Annotated in this window: 16 protein-coding genes; 7 read left to right on the top strand and 9 right to left on the bottom strand. The window is 75.3% G+C overall.

Features of this window, described 5'->3' with window-relative positions:
* Positions 1-40 precede the first annotated feature (40 nt).
* Genes ACIBH3_RS11800 through ACIBH3_RS11790 form a run of 3 tightly spaced genes read left to right on the top strand, consistent with a single transcriptional unit; the run spans position 41 to position 4,241 of the window.
* On the top strand, positions 41-2,236 hold the full coding sequence (locus tag ACIBH3_RS11800) for a putative cobaltochelatase (RefSeq protein WP_396311773.1): 2,196 nt from the start codon (positions 41-43) through the stop codon (positions 2,234-2,236).
* 3 nt (positions 2,237-2,239) lie between these two features.
* On the top strand, positions 2,240-2,845 hold the full coding sequence (gene cobO, locus ACIBH3_RS11795; protein WP_396311772.1) for a cob(I)yrinic acid a,c-diamide adenosyltransferase: 606 nt from the start codon (positions 2,240-2,242) through the stop codon (positions 2,843-2,845).
* Positions 2,846-2,858: 13 nt separating this feature from the next.
* Positions 2,859-4,241, top strand: a complete 1,383-nt coding sequence (locus ACIBH3_RS11790; RefSeq protein ID WP_396311771.1) for a cobyrinate a,c-diamide synthase — start codon at positions 2,859-2,861, stop codon at positions 4,239-4,241.
* Between the two features lie 37 nt (positions 4,242-4,278).
* On the opposite strand, the gene ACIBH3_RS11785 is transcribed toward ACIBH3_RS11790, so the two are convergent.
* The 4 genes from ACIBH3_RS11785 to ACIBH3_RS11770 form a co-directional block, all read right to left on the bottom strand.
* Positions 4,279-4,827: a hypothetical protein gene (locus tag ACIBH3_RS11785; RefSeq protein WP_396311770.1), complete on the bottom strand. Its 549-nt coding sequence runs from the start codon at positions 4,825-4,827 to the stop codon at positions 4,279-4,281.
* A 110-nt stretch (positions 4,828-4,937) separates the two neighbouring features.
* Positions 4,938-5,966, bottom strand: coding sequence for a TolB family protein (locus ACIBH3_RS11780; RefSeq protein ID WP_396311769.1), 1,029 nt, complete (start codon positions 5,964-5,966; stop codon positions 4,938-4,940).
* Positions 5,963-7,246, bottom strand: a complete 1,284-nt coding sequence (locus tag ACIBH3_RS11775; RefSeq protein ID WP_396311768.1) for an MFS transporter — start codon at positions 7,244-7,246, stop codon at positions 5,963-5,965. The genes ACIBH3_RS11780 and ACIBH3_RS11775 overlap by 4 nt, the downstream gene beginning before the upstream one ends.
* 5 nt (positions 7,247-7,251) lie before the next feature.
* A complete protein-coding gene (locus tag ACIBH3_RS11770) occupies positions 7,252-8,145 on the bottom strand; it encodes an alkaline phosphatase family protein (protein ID WP_396311767.1) in 894 nt (297 codons plus the stop codon).
* A gap of 227 nt (positions 8,146-8,372) precedes the next feature.
* Here ACIBH3_RS11770 and ACIBH3_RS11765 point away from each other — a divergent pair, with 227 nt between their 5' ends.
* Positions 8,373-9,788 carry a cobalamin biosynthesis protein gene (locus ACIBH3_RS11765; RefSeq protein ID WP_396311766.1) on the top strand — a complete coding sequence of 472 codons (1,416 nt, stop codon included), beginning with the start codon at positions 8,373-8,375 and terminating at the stop codon, positions 9,786-9,788.
* On the top strand, positions 9,785-10,846 hold the full coding sequence (cobC, locus tag ACIBH3_RS11760) for an Rv2231c family pyridoxal phosphate-dependent protein CobC (RefSeq protein ID WP_396311765.1): 1,062 nt from the start codon (positions 9,785-9,787) through the stop codon (positions 10,844-10,846). Before ACIBH3_RS11765 ends, cobC begins: the two co-directional genes overlap by 4 nt.
* 86 nt (positions 10,847-10,932) lie before the next feature.
* Here cobC and glnII read toward each other — a convergent pair whose 3' ends face one another.
* From glnII to ACIBH3_RS11740, 4 genes are all read right to left on the bottom strand, one after another.
* Positions 10,933-11,955 carry a glutamine synthetase gene (gene glnII, locus ACIBH3_RS11755; protein WP_396311764.1) on the bottom strand — a complete coding sequence of 341 codons (1,023 nt, stop codon included), beginning with the start codon at positions 11,953-11,955 and terminating at the stop codon, positions 10,933-10,935.
* A gap of 214 nt (positions 11,956-12,169) precedes the next feature.
* Entirely contained in the window at positions 12,170-13,192 is a 1,023-nt protein-coding gene (locus tag ACIBH3_RS11750) for an SCO1860 family LAETG-anchored protein (RefSeq protein ID WP_396311763.1), read from the bottom strand.
* Positions 13,193-13,397: 205 nt separating this feature from the next.
* Positions 13,398-14,075 (bottom strand): uracil-DNA glycosylase, encoded by a 678-nt coding sequence (locus ACIBH3_RS11745; RefSeq protein ID WP_396311762.1) that lies wholly within the window; start codon positions 14,073-14,075, stop codon positions 13,398-13,400.
* 139 nt (positions 14,076-14,214) lie between these two features.
* Positions 14,215-15,306: an amidohydrolase family protein gene (locus ACIBH3_RS11740; RefSeq protein WP_396311761.1), complete on the bottom strand. Its 1,092-nt coding sequence runs from the start codon at positions 15,304-15,306 to the stop codon at positions 14,215-14,217.
* 144 nt (positions 15,307-15,450) lie between these two features.
* On the opposite strand from ACIBH3_RS11740, the gene ACIBH3_RS11735 reads away from it, so the two are divergent.
* Together ACIBH3_RS11735 and ACIBH3_RS11730 are read left to right on the top strand one after the other, a co-directional pair.
* Positions 15,451-16,536: a pyridoxal-phosphate-dependent aminotransferase family protein gene (locus tag ACIBH3_RS11735; protein WP_396311760.1), complete on the top strand. Its 1,086-nt coding sequence runs from the start codon at positions 15,451-15,453 to the stop codon at positions 16,534-16,536.
* Between the two features lie 238 nt (positions 16,537-16,774).
* Positions 16,775-18,349, top strand: coding sequence for a TauD/TfdA family dioxygenase (locus tag ACIBH3_RS11730; protein WP_396311759.1), 1,575 nt, complete (start codon positions 16,775-16,777; stop codon positions 18,347-18,349).
* 134 nt (positions 18,350-18,483) lie between these two features.
* Here ACIBH3_RS11730 and ACIBH3_RS11725 read toward each other — a convergent pair whose 3' ends face one another.
* Positions 18,484-19,251, bottom strand: a complete 768-nt coding sequence (locus ACIBH3_RS11725) for a GntR family transcriptional regulator (protein ID WP_396311850.1) — start codon at positions 19,249-19,251, stop codon at positions 18,484-18,486.
* Positions 19,252-19,366 lie beyond the last annotated feature (115 nt).

Below are 19,366 nucleotides of genomic sequence, written 5' to 3'. Positions count from 1 at the left end.
GTACGGATGTTGAAGGCCTGGCAGAGGAGAGGGACACCCGATGAGTGACGTCCGATACCCGTTCACCGCGATCGTCGGCATGGCCGACCTGCGGCTCGGACTGCTGCTCAACGCGGTCTCCCCCGCCGTGGGCGGGGTCCTGGTGCGCGGCGAGAAGGGCACCGCCAAGTCGACGATGGTGCGTGCGCTGGCCGGGCTGCTGCCCTCGATCACCACGGTCGGGGACTGCCGCTTCGCCTGCGACCCGGCCTCGCCCGACCCGCAGTGCCCCGACGGCCCGCACGACGGCGCCCCGGAGGCCGCCAGGGCCGCCCACCTGGTCGAACTGCCGGTCGGTGTCTCCGAGGACCGCATCGTCGGCTCGCTCGACCTGGAGCGCGCCCTCGCCGAGGGCGTGAAGGCGTACGAGCCCGGGCTGCTGGCAAAGGCCCACCGTGGCGTGCTCTACATCGACGAGGTCAACCTGCTCCAGGACCACGTCGTCGACCTGCTGCTGGACGCCGCCGCGATGGGCCGCTCGTACGTGGAACGCGAGGGCGTCTCGGTGCGGCACGCGGCGCGGTTCCTGCTGGTCGGCACCATGAACCCGGAGGAGGGCGAGCTGCGCCCGCAGCTGCTCGACCGGTTCGGCCTGACCGTCGAGATCGCCGCCACCCGCGATCCGCAGGAGCGCGCCGAGGTGGTCCGGCGCCGGCTCGGGTACGACGCGGACCCGGCGGACTTCGCCGCGCGGTTCGCGGAGGAGGAGCAGGCGCTCGCCGAACGGATCACCGGCGCCCGCGAGTTGCTGGCGAAGGTCGAGCTGACCGATGCGGCGCTGCGTCAGATCACCGCCGTCTGCGCGGCGTTCGAGGTGGACGGGCTGCGCGCCGACATCGTGATGGCGCGCACGGCGGTCGCGCTGGCCGCCTGGGCCGGGCGGACCGAGGTGCTGGAGGAGGACGTCCGCAAGGCCGCCCAGCTCGCCCTGCCGCACCGCCGGCGCCGCAACCCCTTCGACGCCCCGGGGCTCGACGAGGAGCTGCTCGACCGGACGCTGGAGGAGCACGCGCAGACTCCCGAGCCCGCCGGGCCCGAGCAGCCGGAGGGCAGCCTCGACGAGCAGCAGCCCGACCCGGACCGCGACCCCGACGGCGACCACGACCCGGACGGCGGTCCCGACGGGGACGGCCGGGGCCCCGGCGGCGGGCCGGACGGCGGGGGCGGTGCGCCCGACCCGGCCGGCCCCACGGCGCCGGCCGACACCGCCGCGCCCGACGACGGCCGCGATCCCCAGGCCCCCGAGCAGGGCGTCCCGGCCCAGGACCACGGCCCGGCCCGGGAGGCCGCGCCCGTCGCCGCCGGGGAGCCGTACCGCACCAAGCTGTTCAAGGTGCCGGGCACCGGCAAGGGCGCCCGGGGCCGGCGCTCCCCCGCCGAGACCGACGGCGGCCACACCATCCGCGCCCGGCGCCCGGCCGGCGCCCTCACCAGGCTGCACCTGAGCGCCACCCTCCAGGCGGCCGCCCCGCACCAGCACGCGCGCGGGCGCAGCGGGCGGGCGCTGGAGCTGCGCCGGGACGACTTCCGGGAGCAGGTGCGGGAGGGGCGGGAGTCCAACCTGGTGCTCTTCGTGGTGGACGCCTCCGGTTCGATGGCCGCGCGGCAGCGGATGACCGCCGTCAAGGGCGCGGTGTTGTCCCTGCTGATGGACGCCTACCAGCGGCGGGACAAGATCGGCCTGATCACCTTCCGCGGCTCGGGTGCCGAGCTGGCCCTCCCGCCGACCTCCTCCGTGGAGGTGGGCGCGGCCCGGCTGGAGTCGCTGCCGACCGGTGGCCGTACGCCGCTGGCCGCCGGGCTGCTGCGGGCGCACGAGGTGCTGCGCGTGGAGCGGATGCGCGATCCGCACCGGCGCCCGCTGCTGGTGGTGGTCACCGACGGGCGGGCTACCGGCGCGCGGGACGCCCTCGCCGAGGCCGGCCGGGCCGCCGGGCTGCTGGCGGGCCGCGGGCTGGCGAGCGTCGTCCTGGACTGCGAGTCCGGGCCCGTCCGGCTCGGCCTGGCCGGGAGGCTGGCCGGTCAGCTCGGGGCCTCGGCCGTCACCCTGGAGGAGCTGCGCGCCGAGGGCGTGGCGGCGCTCGTCCACTCGCACCGCGGCGGCGGCCCGGGCCACCGCGGTGCCTCCGCCTCGCGCGGCACCACCCACCGCAGCAGCACCCACCGCAGCACCACCACCGACCGAAAGGCAGCCTGACCCATGCCGCAGGGAAAGCCGGAGACCGTCCCCGACGATGGCCTGACCACCCGCCAGCGCCGTACGCTGCCGATCACTGCCGTGCACACCGGCCCGGGCAAGGGCAAGTCCACGGCCGCGTTCGGGATGGCCCTGCGGGCCTGGAACCAGGGCTGGCCGATCGGGGTGTTCCAGTTCGTGAAGTCCGCCAAGTGGAAGGTGGGGGAGGAGAACGCGCTGCGCGTGCTCGGTGCCTCCGGCGAGGGCGGCACGGTCGCCTGGCACAAGATGGGCGAGGGCTGGTCCTGGGTGCAGCGGACCGCCGAGATGGAGATGTCCAGCGAGGAGGCCGCCAAGGAGGGCTGGGAGCAGGTCAAGCGTGACCTGGCCGCCGAGACCTACCGCTTCTACGTCCTGGACGAGTTCACCTACCCGATGCACTGGGGCTGGATCGACGTGGCGGAGGTGCTGTCGGTGCTGCGCGAGCGCCCGGGCAGCCAGCACGTCGTCATCACCGGCCGGTACGCGCCCGAGGCGTTGACCGCGGTCGCCGACCTGGTCACCGAGATGACCAAGGTGAAGCACCCCATGGACGCCGGCCGCAAGGGCCAGCGCGGGATCGAGTGGTAGAGCAGCCGTCGTCGTGAACATCCCCCGTCTCGTCATCGCCGCGCCCGCCTCGGGCTCGGGCAAGACCACCGTCGCCACCGGGCTGATGGCCGCGCTCGCCGCCCGGGGCCTGGCGGTCTCGCCGCACAAGGTCGGCCCGGACTACATCGACCCCGGCTACCACTCGCTGGCCGCCGGCCGCCCGGGCCGCAACCTGGACGCCTACATGTGCGGCCCCGACCGGGTCGCGCCGCTGTTCCTGCACGGCGCGGCGGGCGCGGACGTGGCGGTGGTCGAGGGCGTGATGGGGCTGTTCGACGGGGCCTCCGGGCAGGGGGAGCTGGCCTCCACCGCGCACGTGGCCAAGCTGCTGCGGGCGCCCGTGGTGCTGGTGGTGGACGCGTCCTCGCAGTCCCGCTCGGTGGCGGCGCTGGTGCACGGCTTCGCCTCCTGGGACCCTCAGGTGCGCCTCGCGGGGGTGATCCTCAACCGGGTCGCCTCCGACCGGCACGAGCTGCTGCTGCGGGAGGCGCTGGAGGAGGGCTCGGGCGTGCCCGTGCTCGGCTCGGTACGGCGCTCGGCCGCCGTGGCCACGCCGTCCCGGCACCTGGGGCTGATCCCGGCCGCCGAGCGCTCGGCCGAGGCCGTGCGCGCGGTGCGGGACATGGGTGAGCTGATCGCGGCCTCGGTCGACCTGGACGCACTGCTGGCGCTGGCGCGGACGGCGCCGCCGCTGCCGGACGCGCCCTGGGAGCCGTCCGCCGAGGTCCCGCCCGTCACGGGCCGGCCCCGGGTCGCCCTGGCCTCCGGCGCTGCGTTCACCTTCTCGTACGCCGAGAACGCCGAACTGCTCGCGGCGGCGGGCGCCGAGGTGGTGCCGTTCGACCCGCTGCACGCGGGCGAACTGCCGGACGGCACCGCCGGCCTGGTGATCGGCGGCGGCTTCCCCGAGCTGTACGTGCGCGAGCTCAGCGCCAACACGGCGCTGCGCACGGCGATCGGCGAGTTCGCGGCGGCCGGCGCGCCGATCGCCGCCGAGTGCGCCGGACTGCTCTACCTGGGGCGGGAGTTGGACGGCCTGCCGATGTGCGGGGTGCTGGACACGCGGGCCCGGATGACCGAGCGCCTCACGCTCGGCTACCGCGAGGCGGTCGCCCTGCACGACTCCCCGCTGGCCCCGGCCGGCACCCGGGTCCGCGGCCACGAGTTCCACCGCACGGTCTGCGAGCCCGGCGCCGGCGAGCAACCGGCCTGGGGCTGGCGCACCCCCGCGGGGCCCCGCACGGAGGGCTTCGCGGGCGCCGACGTGCACGCCTCGTACCTGCACCTGCACTGGGCCGGGGCGCCGCAGCTGGCCGCGACGTTCGCCGCTGCGGCGGCCCGGTTCGCGGCGGGCAGGTTCACGGCGGGCGGATGATCGCGCGGCCCGGGCGGCGCCCGGGCAGGCGCCCGCCTCAGCCGGAGGCGCGCACCCAGACGTCGCCCGCCCCCTCCAGGGCCGCGTCCGAGCGGAGGACGTAGATCTGACGGTGACCGCCCGCCGGGTCCGTCACGAGCGGGGCCTCGGACGGCTCGTCGCCCGGCAGGGCGGCCCGGAGGTCGGCCGGGAGGGCCGCCGCGGCGCCGGGGGCCGGCAGGTCGTAGGTGGACAGGAAGTCGTCGACGTTGACGTCCCGGCCCCCCTCGAAGCGGTAGTGCAGGTAGCCCGCCGCAGAGCCGTCCGGTAGCCGCCCGTACACGGCGTCCATCGGGATGTAGTACCGGCCCTTGCCCGGGTGCTGGGAGTCGTGCAGGCCGGCCAGCCGCTCGGCCCGGCTCCGGTCGCTCTCGGGTGGGGTGCGGTCCCGCGTCAGCGCGAACACGCCCCACCCGAGCACCAGCACGACGAAGGCCACGCAGAGCACCAGGAAGGCCGCGACCGAGCGCCGGAGCACCGGCCGGGGGCGCAGCCACGGCAAGGCGTCACCGAGCCACCCGCCGGTACGTCCTGCACCGTCCGTCACTGCCGCCTCCGGTGTCCCCGGGCCCGGCACCGGGCCTCCTCCCCCAGGGACGCCGGGGCCGGGGGCGGGGTTCCACCGCTCCGGGCTCCCCGGGCAGGGCCGACGAGGCGTCAGCGGCCGAGGTGGGCCGGGGCGAGGGCGGCGTCGAGCAGGCGGTGGGGCTCGCCGCTGCCGTCGGCGGGGGTGCTCCAGAGGTCGGCGCCGAAGTCGCCGGGGACGGCGTAGAGGAGGGTGTCACCGTCGGACCAGAGGGCCTGGTCGTCGATGCTGCGCTGCTCGGCGGTGGCCGTCTCGGTCATGGTGGCGAGGTCGAGGACGTACAGCCGCCACGGGGCGTCCGCGGACAGGCCCGGGACGCGCTTCTTGTACGCGATCCGGTTGCCGTCGGGCGAGAGCGAGGGGCACTCGACGTTCTGGTGCAGGGTGGTGAGGGTGCGGGCGGCGAGGTCGCCGTGCACCAGGTAGGTCTGGCCGCCGGTCGCCAGCGTGGCGTAGAAGGTGCTGTCGTCGGCGAAGGTGACGCCCCAGATGTTGACGTCGTGGGACTGGTAGGGGTGGCCGTCCTTGACGACGGAGAACTCCTCCAGGTTGTCGTACCTGGTCCAGTCCCTGGTGTCGACGATCGACGTCCGGGTGGAGAAGTCGGTGCCGGCGTAGGAGTCGCCGCTGACGAAGACCGTCCAGGCCGCGAGGTGGCCCGAGGGCGAGACCCGGGAGCGGGTCGGGATGCCGGCCACCGGGAAGTGCCGCAGCTCGTGCAGGCCGGCGTCCAGGACGACGGCGCGGTAGGTGTCCTGGAGTGCGCCACGTTCGGCCTGGAGGCAGATGCCGGTGCCCGCCGCCGCGTGGAAGCGCAGGCACGGCACGCCGGAGGCGGTGCGCGGGCCCTCGGGGCGGTCGGCAGGGACGCTCGCGAGCTCGTCGCGGTGCGGGCCCCAGGCCAGGTTGCGGAAGACCAGCAGCCGGCCGTCCGGGGGCGCCCGCAGTGAGAGCGGCCCGGCGGTGACGAGCGGGCCGCCCGGCTGGGCGACGTCGCGGCGGGCCGAGCGGTCGGCGGCGTGCAGCACCGCGCCGGTGCCGGCGGTGCCCAGCAGCAGCATCGCCACCAGCAGGACGAGCAGACGGGTGGTACGGGTCACGCGGCGGCCTCCTCGGGGCTGCGCAGCACCCGGGCGGCGCCCGCCACGCAGAGTACGAGGGCGCCGGCGGCCCAGGCGAGTGCCGCCGTAGCGCCGATCGCGCTCCAGGCCGCGCCGAAGGCGAGCGAGCAGGCGAACCGGGCCAGCGCCTGCCCGGTGCCGACCAGGGCGAGGCCGGCCCCGCGCTGCTCGGCGGGTACCGCGTCGGCCGCGGCGGCGGCCAGCACGCCGTCGGTGGCGGCGTAGAAGGCGCCGTGCAGCAGCAGGACACAGCAGGCGGCCGGGCCGCCGGAGACCGGCCCGAGCAGCAGGCCGTACGCGAGCAGCAGGACGCCGTGGCCGGCGAGGAAGAGCCGGCGGCGGCCGATCCGGTCGGCGAGGGCGCCGAGCGGCACCGCGAGCAGCAGGAAGGCGGCCGCCGTGCCGAGCGGCAGCAGCGGGAAGAGGTCGGTGGCGAGGCCCAGCCGACGCTGGAGGAGCAGGTAGAGGAAGGAGTCACTGACGGTGGTGAGGCCGAGCAGCGCCGCGCAGAGGGTGAGCCTGCGCAGGTCGGGCAGCTTCAGCAGGGCGAGCGCGTCGCGCAGCGAGGGTGCGGCGGCGGGCGGGCCGGCCTCGGCCCGCGGCTGCCGGCCGGGGACGAAGAGCACCAGGACCAGGACCCCGAGCACCGCGACGCAGCCGCTGACGGCGAACACCGCGTCGTACCCGTCGACGGCCAGCCGCAGGACGCCGAAGGCGGCCAGCGGCCCCAGCAGGGCGCCCGCGGTGTCCATCGCGCGGTGCACGCCGAACGCGCGCCCCCGGTGCTCGGGGTCGGTGGCCAGCGAGATCATCGCGTCGCGCGGTGCGGTGCGCAGGCCCTTGCCGGTACGGTCGGCCGCGAGCACGGCGCCGATCAGCGGCACGCTGTGCACCAGCAGCAGCAGCGGCTTGCAGAGGGCGGACAGGCCATAGCCGAGGCCGGCCACCAGCTTGTGCCGGCCGGTGCCCCGGCCGTCGCCGCCGCGGTCGGCGAGGTGGCCGCCGAGCAGCCGGACGAGCGCGCCGACGCCGTTGTGGATGCCGTCCAGCAGGCCGAATCCCAGCGGGGAGAGGCCGAGGCCGGTCAGCAGGTAGAGCGGCAGCACCGCGCTGACCATCTCGGAGGACACGTCGGTGATCAGGCTGACGGTGCCGAGGGCGAGCACCGTGCCGGGCACGGCGGCCGCGGCCGCCCGCCGCCCCGGGCGGGTGCCCGGGGCGGCGGGGGCCTTGGCGCTGCGGGATTCCGCGAGGTACACGGTGGTCAGTTCCAGATGCCGGTGATGTCGGCGGCGCTCGCGGCATTGCCCGCGTGGGCGGTGAGGCCGGCGAGGTCCTCCAGGGTACGCAGCACGTTGTAGTGGTTGTAGGTGGTGGCGGAGCTGCTGCCGGGCGTCACGTGCTCGCCGTACAGCACGGTCGGGATCCGGTTGCCGGAGAGCCGGTTGTCCTCGTCGAAGGTGACGACCAGGATGCTGTTGTGCGTCTTGGCCCAGGTGGCGTAGGCGCCGAGCTTGTTCTTGATCCAGGTGTCGCCGGTGGACACCGAGCAGTCGTGCATGTCGTTGCAGAGGTCCGGCACGACGAAGGAGACCTTCGGCAGGGTGCTGTAGTCGGTGGGGAACTGCGCGAAGGTGTACGCGGTGTTGGTCGGCACGTTGCCGAAGCCGAACCACGGGTTGTGCTTCTGCGCGTACCTGCCGCTGCTGCAGGTGGTCGAACCCTGGCTCGGCAGGCCCTCGTTGTAGCTGCCCCAGCTCTTGCCGGCGGCGATCAGCTCGGAGGCGAGGTTGGGCTTGTCGATGGAGCCCACGCCCACGCAGCTGTCGTCGGTGCGGCCCTGGTTGCTGCCGGAGAACAGCATGTAGTAGTTGGGCTCGCTGGGGTGGGTGAGGCCGAAGGAGTTGGTGAGGACGGCGCCGCCGGCCTTCAGGGTGTTGTTGAAGTACGGCGCGCCGGAGCTGCCGATGACCTGCGTGTAGGCGTGGTTCTCCATGACCACGACCACCACGTGGTCCGGCGTGGGCAGGCCGACGGCGGCCTGGGCGGTGCTGCCGGCGGCGGCCCAGATGCCGAGCGAGCCGGCGACCAGGCCGAGACCGGCCGCGAGGGCGGTCAGCGGGCGGCGGGGGTTCTTGGTGCTACGGGCGAAGGGCATGCTGTCCTCCGGGCACGAGGGGCGGGGGAAGGAAGGGGCACTGGCTCGTGGAGCGCGGCAACCCTAGAAGTCCGACGGTGACGTGTGCGGCACGACCTCGGTGAAGAGAAGGCGAACAGACGCCGCCCAATGACTCCCGCCGGGCCACGCCCCTGGATTGACCCGTCCGACGCCCGCGTGGTGGGATTCCGTGGCCGCGACGCGGCGACCGGACGGAAGGAACCACGATGATCGGTCTGGTCGCCCTCAACCCCTCGGGCCGGGCACTCGCCGACCGGCTGCACGCCGCCTGGCCGGACAGCAGCAAGGTCTACCGGGCGATGGTCGGCGCCTGCATGGGCCCCCGGGAGACCATGGAGCGGGCCGTGGCCGAGTGCGAGCAGGTCGTCTGCTTCGCCCGGGTGCCCGCCGCCGTGCGGCTGCTCGCCGAGGCCCTGGAGGACGTGGCGCGGGTACCGGACGTGGTCTGCGTGGACCTCGCTCCACGGTACGCCGTACCGCTGGCCGACCGCACCGGAGGCGCCGACCGCGGCGCGGGAACCGGCGGTGCGGGCACGCGTGGTCGCGGCGCGGAGGAGCTGGCCGAGGAGGTCTCGGCCGTGCTCGGCACCCGGCCGGTGCTCACCCGACCCGTGCTCGCCCGACCCGCGTCCCACCCCGTGGGCCCGCTGGACGCCCTGGTCGGGCACGCCACCCGGGCCACCCGTGGGCCCGGCGGCCGCGCGGCGGCGGAGGCGGTCGCGAGCGGACGGCCCGTCCGGCTGGAGAGCGAACTCGAGTACCCGCTGCCGGCGCTGCCGCCCAACGTGCGCCCCGACGCGCCGACGGACGCCCCCGTGCTGCGGATCACCGACCGTACGTACCCGGCCGAGGACGTCCTGCTGGTGCAGCCCCGCACCCTGGTGGTCGGCGTCGGCGCCGCTGCCGGAGCGGACGACTCGGAGGTCGCCAAGCTGGTGCTGGCCACCCTGGAGGAGGCCGGGCTGTCCAGGAACTCGGTGGCGCAGCTCGCCACGGTGGAGAGCAGGACCGGCCATCCGGCGATCCGCTGGGCCGCCTTCGCACTCGGCGTGCCGCTGGTCGGGTACCCCGCCGAGCGGTTGGCGGCGGTCGAGGTGCCCACCCGCTCGGGCGAGGTGCTGGCCGCCGTCGGCACCCCGAGCGTTGCCGAGGCGGCCGCTCTGATCGGCGCGGCCGGCGGCGAACTCCTGGTGCCCAAGCGGAAGTCGGCGCTGGCCACCGCCGCGGTCGCCCGCCGGGCGGTGCGCGGACGGCTCGCGGTGGTCGGGCTCGGCCCGGGCGCCCGCGACCTGCTCACCCCGCGCGCGGCAGCGGAACTGCGCCGGGCCTCGGCGGTGGTCGCGCTGCCCGCCGTGGTGGAGCAGATCAGCGACCTGCTGCGGCCCGGCACCCGCCGGATCACCCGCCCGACACCGGCGGACTGCACCCGGGCCGCCGAGGAACTGGCCCGGCAGGGCGGCGCGGTCGCGCTCGCCGGCCCGGGCGACGCGGCCGGCTACCGGCCCACCGGTGAGGGCTTCGAACTGCTGCGGGCACCCGGCCTGCCCCTCGACCCGCCGTCCGGTGCCGGTACCGGTACCGACAGCGCACCCGACCAGCCATCCGCAGGAGCCGACTCATGACCAGCACCGGGCAGCCCGCGCCGCAGGAACCGGACCTGCGCCACCACGGCGACGCCGAGGTCCGCGCCGCCGGCCTGGTCGACCTCGCCGTCAACGTCCGTACCGGAACCCCGCCGCAGTGGCTGCGCGAGCACCTCGCCGTGACCCTCGGCGACCTCGCCGCCTACCCGGACCAGGCCGCCGCCCGGGCCGCCGTGGCCGCCCGGCACGGCCGCCCGGTGGCGGAGGTGCTGCTCACCTCCGGTGCGGCCGAGGCCTTCGTGCTGCTCGCCCGGGTCCTGACGCCCCGCCGGATCGCGGTGGTGCACCCGCAGTTCACCGAACCGGAGGCCGCGCTGCGGGACGCCGGGCACACCGTCGGGCGGGTGCTGCTGACGCCGCAGGACGGCTTCCGGCTCATGCCCGGTGCCGTGCCCGAGGACGCCGACCTGGTGGTCGTCGGCAACCCCACCAACCCGACCTCCGTCCTGCACCCGGCCGCCGGCCTCGCCGCGCTGGCGCGCCCCGGGCGGACCCTGGTCGTGGACGAGGCGTTCATGGACACCGTGCCCGGCGAGAGCGAATCGCTCGCCGCCGTGCGGGACCTCCCCGGGCAGGTCGTGGTGCTGCGCAGCCTCACCAAGACCTGGGGTCTGGCCGGGCTGCGGATCGGCTACGTGCTCGGCCCGGCCCGGCTGCTCGCGGCCCTCGCGACCGCCCAGCCGCTCTGGCCGGTGTCCACGCCCGCCCTGGTCGCCGCCGAGGTGTGCAGTACCCCGGCCGCCCTCGCCGAGGCCGAGCGGGCCGCCGAGACCACCGGCGGGCACCGCGCGTACCTGCTCAAGGGGCTGACGGCGGTTCCGCAGGTCCGGGTGCACGGTGCGGCGGCCGCCTCGTTCGTGCTGATCGAGCTGCCCGGCGCGGCGGCCGTCCGGGAGCGGCTGCGCGACGCCGGCTTCGCCGTCCGCCGCGGTGACACCTTCCCCGGCCTCGGCCCGGACTGGCTGCGGATCGCCGTCCGCGACGAGGAAACGACCGACCGCTTCCTGACCGCCCTGGCGCAGGCGCTCGGCGGCTGACTGGCCCCCGGGACGGCAGAACGCCCGCCGGCACCCCCCTGACGAGGGTGACGACGGGCGTTCGGAGCGGGCGGTGAGCCTCAGGCTCAGACCTGGCCGGCCTTCTCCAGCGCGGAGCAGCAGGTGTTGACCAGCAGGCGGGTCACCACGTACGGGTCGACGTTGGCGTTGGGACGACGGTCCTCGATGTAGCCCTTCTGCTCGACCTCGACCTGCCACGGGATGCGGACCGAGGCGCCGCGGTTGGAGACGCCGTAGCTGTAGACGTTCCACGGGGCGGTCTCGTGCAGACCGGTCAGGCGGGACTCAATGCCGAAGCCGTACTGCTTGACGTGCTCCAGGACCTTCTCCTGGCTGGCGCCGAGCGACTCGCAGGCGGTGATGATGGCGTCGTAGCCCTCACGCATGGCCTTGGTGGAGAAGTTGGTGTGCGCGCCGGCGCCGTTCCAGTCGCCGCGCACGGGCTTGGCGTCCAGGGTGGCGTCGATGCCGAACTCCTCGGCGGTGCGGTAGAGCAGGTAGCGGGCGACCCACAGGTGGTCGGAGGCGGTCAGGGCGTCGACCGGGCCGATCTGGAACTCCCACTGGCCGGGCATGACCTCGGCGTTGATGCCGCAGATCGCGAGGCCGGCGGCGAGGCAGCGGTCGAGGTGGAGCTCGACGATCTCACGGCCGAAGACCTCCTCGGCGCCGATGCCGCAGTAGTAGCCGCCCTGCGGGGCCGGGAAGCCGCCCTCGGGGAAGCCGAGCGGGCGGGAGCCCTTGAAGAAGGTGTACTCCTGCTCGATGCCGAAGATCGCCTCCTGGGCGGCGAACTGCTCGGCGATCGGGCGCAGCAGGGCGCGGGTGTTCGAGACGTGCGGGGCGCCGTTGGTCTCGTTGACCTCGCAGAGCACCAGGACGTTGTCGCCGCCGCGGATCGGGTCCGGGAAGGAGGCGACCGGCTCAAGCACGCGGTCCGAGGCGTGGCCCTCGGCCTGGTTGGTCGAGGAACCGTCGAAGCCCCAGGTCGGCAGCTTGTCAGCGTTGGCCAGGATCCGAGTCTTGGAGCGGAGCTTGGCGGTCGGCTGGGTGCCGTCGATCCAGATGTACTCGGCCTTGATTGCCACGGCTTACCTCGCAACTTGAGTGGTGGGTGCCCGCGTAGCGTCGCAAGTCGCCGTTTCCCGGTTGTTCCTCCTATGTGTCGCCCATGTAAACCAACCTTCCGCATCGGCACGGTCACGCTCCGGGAGTGCCTGCGGTGGCACTCCGGGGTGTGTGCGGGCGCACCCCGGACGATCGGGCGCGCGCGGCGGGCGCCCGCGCCGGCATCGTGAGCTCTCAGTGGCGGCGGGCGCGGGCACGGCGGCGGGTGGCGTAGAGCGCCCCTCCCCCGGCGACGAGCAGGGCGGTGGCGCCGGCCGCGATCGGCCCGGTGGCACCGCTGCCGCCGGTGGCGGCGAGGTGTGCGGAGGGAGCGGTGGAAGGGGCGGCGGGGGCCTGCGCGGCGGGGCGGGCGTCCCCGGTGCCGGTGGCCGCGGCGGGCCGGACGGCGGCCGCACTCGCCGTCGCGGTCGGCGGCGCGCCGGAGGGCCCGCCGCCGCCGGGGGCGGCGGACGCCGAGGAGCTCGCACCGGCCGGCTTCTCGCAACTGACCGAAGCGATGCTGATCCGGCCGCTCACCTTGGCCACGTTGAGGTTGAGCGGATCGACCTCCACCTGCGCCTCCAGGGCCGAGGCGGCCGCCGTGGCGGAGGTGGTGCTCCGCTTGGAGAACTCCAGCGCCACGCTGCCGATGCCGGGCACCTCCACCTTGGTCGGCCCGTACAGGCTCAGGGTGACGGGCTTGCCGAGGACGGTGAGCTTCGCCGGCGCGGTGACCTGGGCCGTCGGCGGCCCGTCGACCGGGCAGGTCACCTCGGCGCTCATCGCCTCCAGGCCCAGCAGAGTGGTGAGCGGCAGGCCGGGCGCGTGGACGTCGGCGTTGACGAGCTTCACCGAGGCGGACGAGCCCTTGGCGTCCAGGACGGTGGTCGACCTGCCGATGTCGGCCTTGACCAGGATGACCGGCCCCTGCTGGTCGACGCCGTCGACCTTGGCGGTGAGCACGGAGCCGTCCCGCTGCGCCGGGGTCTCGACCTCGTTCAGCGAGATGTTCACGGGGACGTCGATGGCCTTGTTCAGCAGGCTGACGTCGAGGTCGAGTTCGGCGGTGACGGCACGCGCCTTCCCGGCGCCCGGCGCGCCGCCGGGGGTTGCGGTGGCCGATGGCGCCGCGCCGCTCGCGTGGGCGGCGGAGGCTGGCAGGGTGGCGGCCGCGACGGCCAGGGTGGCTGCGGCGACCCGCATCGAAGTGGACAGCAAAGGAGGAACCCCCACACGTGGCGATGGCGAGAGCGCACCGAAGAGGTCTCACCCCGCGCGCAGGAAGGCTCCGCGCCGGACCGGGGGATTGTTGCCGCTCTCGACTGCCCGCCATCCTCTTCGAACAATCCGTCACATGAGCAACACGAAGCGTCAGTTCACCCGTTTGAGTGAGGTTGACTCACATACTGACGATCGGGTGGCGCTACGGCAGCCGCCAGTCCACCAGCTCGGCCCCCTGGCGCGCCAGCAGCTCGTTGGCCCGGCTGAACGGCCTGGAGCCGAAGAACCCGCGGTCGGCCGACATGGGGCTCGGATGCGCCGACTCCACCGCCGGCACCTGCCCCAGCAGGGGGCGCAGATTGCGGGCGTCACGCCCCCAGAGGATGGCCACCAGCGGTCCGCCACGGGCCACCAGCGCCCGGATCGCCTGCTCGGTGACCTCCTCCCAGCCCTTGCCCCGGTGCGCGGCCGGCTTGCCCGGGGCGGTGGTCAGCGCGCGGTTGAGCAGCAGCACGCCCTGCCGGGTCCAGGGCGTGAGGTCGCCGTTGGAGGGCCGCGGCAGGCCGAGGTCCTGCCCGTACTCCTGGAAGATGTTGACCAGGCTGCCCGGGACCGGCCGGACCTCCGGCGCCACCGAGAAGCTCAGCCCCACCGCGTGGCCCGGCGTCGGGTACGGGTCCTGGCCGACGATCAGCACCCGGACCGACTCGAAGGGCTGCTGGAACGCCCGCAGCACATTCGCCCCGGCGGGCAGGTAGGTACGGCCTGCGGCGATCTCGGCGCGCAGGAAGTCGCCCATGGCGGCCACCCGCCCGGCCACCGGCTCCAGGGCGGTGGCCCAGCCGGGCTCGACGATCTCGTTCAGCGGACGCGGTGCCATGGCCGCCACCCTATCGGCCCAGCGCCGGGCCCGTCCCGGCGGTCGCGGGGACGGGTGCGGACGGGCGCGGGGGGACGGTACGGACGAGCACGGAACGGGGTGCGGACAGGCGCCCGGCGGCGGGGTGACACACCGCCGGTCAGGCCACCGGCCGGCCCCGGAGCACCACCAACTGCGGGTCCGCCAGCACCCGGACGTCGGCGCGCGGGTCCTCGGCGTACACCACCAGGTCGGCGGAGGCCCCCTCGGTGAGGCCCTCGCGGCCGAGCCACTCGCGCGCCCCCCAGCAGGCCGCCGAGAGCGCCTCGGCCGGCCGCAGGCCCGCCTTCACCAGCTCGGCCACCTCCTCGGCGACCAGCCCGTGCGCGAGCGAGCCGCCCGCGTCCGTCCCCACGAAGACCGGGATGCCGGCGTCGTGCGCCGCGCCCACCGTGTCGTAGCGGCGCTCGTGCAGCCGCCGCATGTGCGCGGACCAGGCCGGGAACTTCTGCTCGCCGCCCGCCGCCAGCCCGGGGAAGGTCGCGATGTTGACCAGCGTCGGGACGATCGCCACGCCGCGCTCGGCGAACTGCGGGATCAGCTCCTCGGTCAGCCCGGTGGCGTGCTCGACGCAGTCGATCCCGGCGGCGAGCAGATCCGGCAGCGAGGCGGCCGCGAAGCAGTGCGCCGTCACCCGCGCGCCCTCGGCGTGCGCCGCCGCGATGGCCTCGGCGAGCGCGTCGCCCGGCCAGCAGGGCGCCAGGTCGCCGCTCTCCCGGTCGATCCAGTCGCCTACCAGCTTGACCCAGCCGTCGCCGCGCCGGGCCTCCCGGCGGACGTACGCGGCCAGGTCGCCGGGCTCGATCTCGTGCGCGTAGTTGCGGATGTAGCGGCGGGTGCGGGCGATGTGCCGGCCGGCCCGGATGATCCGGGGCAGGTCCTCGCGGTCGTCGATCCAGCGGGTGTCGGCGGCCGAGCCGGCGTCGCGGATCAGCAGCGTGCCGGCGTCCCGGTCGGTGAGCGCCTGCTTCTCGCTGGTCGCCTCGTCCACCGCGCCGTGCGCGTCCAGGCCGACGTGGCAGTGCGCGTCCACCAGCCCGGGCAGCGCCCAGCCGTCGACCGTCCGGACGTCCTGCGCGCCGGCCGGGCGCTCGAACGTCACCCGCCCGTCCACCACCCAGAGTTCGTCCCGGACGTCCTGCGGACCGACCAGCACCCGTCCCCTGATGTGCAGCACCGCGCCATCGCTCATGCCCGAACTCTACCCAGGACGCCCATGCCCGCAGGGGCCGGAATGGGGCAGACTGGCCGGCGTCGCCCGTCCCTCCCTCCCCACCAGCCCCGTCGTCGGTGCGAACCGCAGGTGCCGCGCCGCGAAGCGAAAGGCCCCGCAGCCGTGAGCCCGTTCCTCGACCTCCCCCCGCTCAGTGCCGCCCGCTTCGCCGCCATCGAGGACAAGGTCGCCGCGCTGCTGCACACCGGCGCCGACGTGATCGTCACCCAGGGCGAGGCACTGCTCCCGCTGGAGGCGGCCATCCGCAGCGCCGTGCACCCGGGCAGCACCGCGCTGAACATCGTCACCGGGCCGTACGGGCAGACCTTCGGCAACTGGCTGCGCGACTGCGGCGCCAAGGTCGTCGACCTCGCCGTGCCGTTCGACACCGCCGCCACCGCCGAGCAGGTCGCCGACGCCCTGCGGGCCGAACCGGGCATCGACTTCGTCTCCCTCGTCCACGCCGAGGCCGCCACCGGCAACACCAACCCGGTCGCGGAGATCGCCGCGGTGGTACGCGAGCACGGCGCGCTGCTGATGCTGGACGCCGTCGCCTCGGTGGCCGCCGAACCGCTGCTGACCGACGCCTGGGGCGTCGACCTGTGCGTGATCGGCGGGCAGAAGGCGATGGGCGGGCCGGCCGGGGTCTCCGCCGTCTCGGTCAGCGCCCGCGCCTGGGAGCGGATCACCGCCAACCCGGCCGCGCCGCGCCGCTCGTACCTCTCGCTGCTGGACTGGAAGGACCGCTGGACGGACGCCGGCCGCCGGACCCTGCCGCACGCGCCGGCCCAGCTGGAGATGCTCGCGCTCGACGCCTGCCTCGACCGGATCGCCGACCACGGCCTCGACGCCACCATCGCCCGCCACCGCGCGGCCTGCGCCGCCACCCGCGCCGGGGTCCGCGCGCTCGGCACGCTCGCCCCCTTCGTCACCGAGGACCGCCACGCCGCGCCGGTCGCCACCACCCTGCGCACCCCGCCCGGCCTCGACGCCACCGAGCTGGCGGCCCGCCTCGACCCCGCCCTGCCCGTCCAGGCGGGCGGCGGAGCCCTCGCCGCCGAGCTGCTCCGGGTCAACCACTACGGCCGCGCCGCCTCCCTGGACACCGTCCAGAACGTCCTGGCCGCCCTCGCCCACGCCCTGCCCACCGCCGACCCGCTCCACGTCAGGACCACGGCCGCGCACGCCTGGGCCGACTCGATCGGCTGAGACCCCGCACGCCTCGGCCCCGCCCACGCGGACGGCCTCCCCGCCGCCCGCCCCCCGCTCGCCCGGTCCCGCATCGATGGTGCACGGTCGGGGCGGCGACAGTCGGGCGATCAGTGTTCCTGCGGTGTTCACCTCCCCGTCCACCTGCCCGGCACCGGTGTCTCACCGCTGCCGGGCAGGGTCGGGCGCGAGATGAAGTTGGCTATACAACTTCCCGCGCCCCGGAAGGAGACCCCGCATGCCGTTCCCGACGTACTGGCTGCGCGACAACTGCCCCTGCACCGACTGCCGCGACCCGCGCAACGGACAGAAGCTGTTCCAGATCACCGACCTGCCGGCCGACCTGGCGATCACGGCGCAGCATGAGCAAAACGGTCACCTGGAGGTGCTCTGGTCGGACGGGCACCGCTCCCGCTACGAGCTCGCCCGGCTGGCCGAACCGGCCGCCGGGGACGGCCGCACCGAGGCGGACAAGCGGCTCTGGGAGGCCGCCGACTTCACCGCCGGGATCCCCGAGGCCGACTGGGACGCCTACCTGGGCGACCCGGCCGAGCGGGTGGCCGTGCTGAGCGCCGTGCGGCGCTCCGGGTTCGCGGTGCTGCGGGCGGTGCCCGCCGTCGACCGCCAGGTGCTGGAGGTCGCGCGGACCCTCGGGTTCGTCCGCGAGACCAACTACGGCGAGCTGTTCGACGTCCGGGTCGAGGCCGCCCCCAACAACCTGGCGTTCACCAGCGCCGTCATCGCCCCGCACACCGACAACCCCTACCGGGACCCGGTGCCGACCCTCCAGCTGCTGCACTGCCTGGCCAATTCGGCGACCGGCGGGGACTCCGGCCTGGTGGACGGCTTCCGGGCGGCGGCGATCCTGCGCGCGGAGGCGCCCGAGGAGTTCGCGCTGCTGACCCGTACGCCCGTCCCGTTCGTCTTCCGCGACCGGAACACCGAACTGCGCGCCGAGCGGCCGCTGATCGAGGTGGACTCCCTCGGCCGGATCCGCGAGGTCCGCTTCAACAACCGCTCGATCGGCACGCTGCGGCTGCCGGACCCGGCCGCGGCGCAGGCCTTCTACGCCGCGTACCGCCGGTTCGCGGAGATCACGCTCCGCCCGGAGCTGCGGCTGGAGTTCCGGCTCGGCCCGGGCGACTGCCTGATCTTCGACAACGTCCGGCTGCTGCACGCACGGACGGCCTTCGAGCAGGACGGCTCACGCCACCTCCAGGGCTGCTACGCCGACCTGGACGGCCTGTTCAGCACACTCGCCGTGCTGGAGCGCCGGGGCGCGGCGCTCGACGCCATCGCCGAGCTGTTCGAGGGCGAGGGCGCCTCCGAGTACCTGGGCGAGGCGGTCACCATGGCCGAGCACATGCTCCAGGCCGGTGCGCTGGCCGAGGCCGCCGGGGCTCCGGCCCACCTGGTCGCGGCGGCGCTGCTGCACGACGTGGGGCACTTCGGGGGCAGCGGGCTCGACCTGATGAAGGGCCGGGACAACCGGCACAGCGAGCGGGGTGCCGAGTGGCTGGCGCAGTGGTTCGGCCCAGCGGTGACCGAGCCGATCCGGCTGCACGTGGCCGCCAAGCGCTACCTGTGCGCCGTCGAGCCGGGCTACCGGGCCAGGCTCTCCGAGGCCAGCGAGTACACCCTCGGGGTGCAGGGCGGTCCGATGACCGAGCAGCAGGCCGCCGCCTTCGCCGCCCGCCCGGGCGCGCTGGACGCGGTCGCGGTGCGCCGCTGGGACGAGGAGGCCAAGTACGCGGATGCCGGCACGCCCGGGTTCGGCCACTTCCGGCCGCTGCTCGCCGCCCTGATGGGCTGACGGCGGGCCGTGTGGAACCCGCGGGGTGGCAGGCCGGCCCTACCGGACTGCCACCCCGCGGGAGGAGTGCGGGGGCGGGCACAGGCCCCGCCCGGGCGCGGCCCTGACCCTCGGGCCCGCACCGGCGGCCGCCCTCAGTCGCTCTCCCGGGCGTGCCGCGAGAGCGCCGAGGTGGCCAGCGAGTTGTGCACGCTGAAGGCGACCGTCCCCGGCAGGTAGCGGTCCTGGGACCACTCCACCGGCGTGCCCGTCGGATCGGTGGTCCGCCGGCGCTCGCGCAGCAGCGGGCTGCCGCGCCGGCAGCCGAGCAGCCGGGCGTCCTCGGCGTTGGCCGCGATCACGTCGATGGTGTGGTCGGCGTCGGTGAACAGGATGCCGTGCTCGCGCAGGTGCTCGGTGTGCGACACCACGTCGGGCGGCAGCTGTGCCACCAGCTCGCCCACCCGGGGCGGGTAGACCGTCCGCTCGACCATCACCGGCGTGCCGGACAGGGTGCGCAGACGGACCGTCACATACACCTCCTCGCCGGGCTCCAGGCGCAGCTGCTCGCGCTCGGCGGCGTCGGCGGGCCGGCGCTCCAGGGAGTCCAGGATGCCGCCCGGCTCCTCGCCCATCGAGCGCGCCCAGTGGGTGAAGCTGAGCAGCTCGGAGAAGCTCTGCACCCGGGCGTTGCCGAGCACCACCCGCCGGGTGCCGCGCCGGGAGGTGACCAGGCCGTCCGAGCGCAGCACCGCGAGGGCCTGGCGCACGGTGCCCCGGGAGACGCCGTACTGCTCCGCCAGCGCGCCCTCGGCGGGCAGCCGTCCGGTCTCGCCGTACGCGCCGGTGGTGATGGCTTCGCGCAGATCGGCGGCGACCCTGCGGTAGAGGGCGCCGGCGGCGCGTTCCGGCTCCAGTGCCACGTCAGTCAAAGTCCCTCCTGGGGCGGTGTCCTGCGCAGCCGTACCGGCACGGGACCAGCCCGACCATATCCGCTGCGCCCTCGAAGCATCGCACCTGTCCGATCACCGGCCGATG

The sequence above is a fragment of the Kitasatospora sp. NPDC050543 genome (genome assembly GCF_044457565.1).
Lineage (GTDB): Bacteria > Actinomycetota > Actinomycetes > Streptomycetales > Streptomycetaceae > Kitasatospora.
This window is presented reverse-complemented; position numbering and strand designations above follow the sequence as displayed.

What these genes read in the sequence shown, in the direction of transcription:
- ACIBH3_RS11740 (WP_396311761.1), bottom strand. Translation starts at nt 15,306, where the DNA reads ATGAGCGATGGCGCGGTGCTGCACATCAGGGGACGGGTGCTGGTCGGT.
- ACIBH3_RS11800 (WP_396311773.1), top strand. Translation starts at nt 41, where the DNA reads ATGAGTGACGTCCGATACCCGTTCACCGCGATCGTCGGCATGGCCGAC.
- cobC (WP_396311765.1), top strand. Translation starts at nt 9,785, where the DNA reads ATGACCAGCACCGGGCAGCCCGCGCCGCAGGAACCGGACCTGCGCCAC.
- ACIBH3_RS11730 (WP_396311759.1), top strand. Translation starts at nt 16,775, where the DNA reads ATGCCGTTCCCGACGTACTGGCTGCGCGACAACTGCCCCTGCACCGAC.
- cobO (WP_396311772.1), top strand. Translation starts at nt 2,240, where the DNA reads ATGCCGCAGGGAAAGCCGGAGACCGTCCCCGACGATGGCCTGACCACC.
- ACIBH3_RS11765 (WP_396311766.1), top strand. Translation starts at nt 8,373, where the DNA reads ATGATCGGTCTGGTCGCCCTCAACCCCTCGGGCCGGGCACTCGCCGAC.
- ACIBH3_RS11745 (WP_396311762.1), bottom strand. Translation starts at nt 14,075, where the DNA reads ATGGCACCGCGTCCGCTGAACGAGATCGTCGAGCCCGGCTGGGCCACC.
- ACIBH3_RS11770 (WP_396311767.1), bottom strand. Translation starts at nt 8,145, where the DNA reads ATGCCCTTCGCCCGTAGCACCAAGAACCCCCGCCGCCCGCTGACCGCC.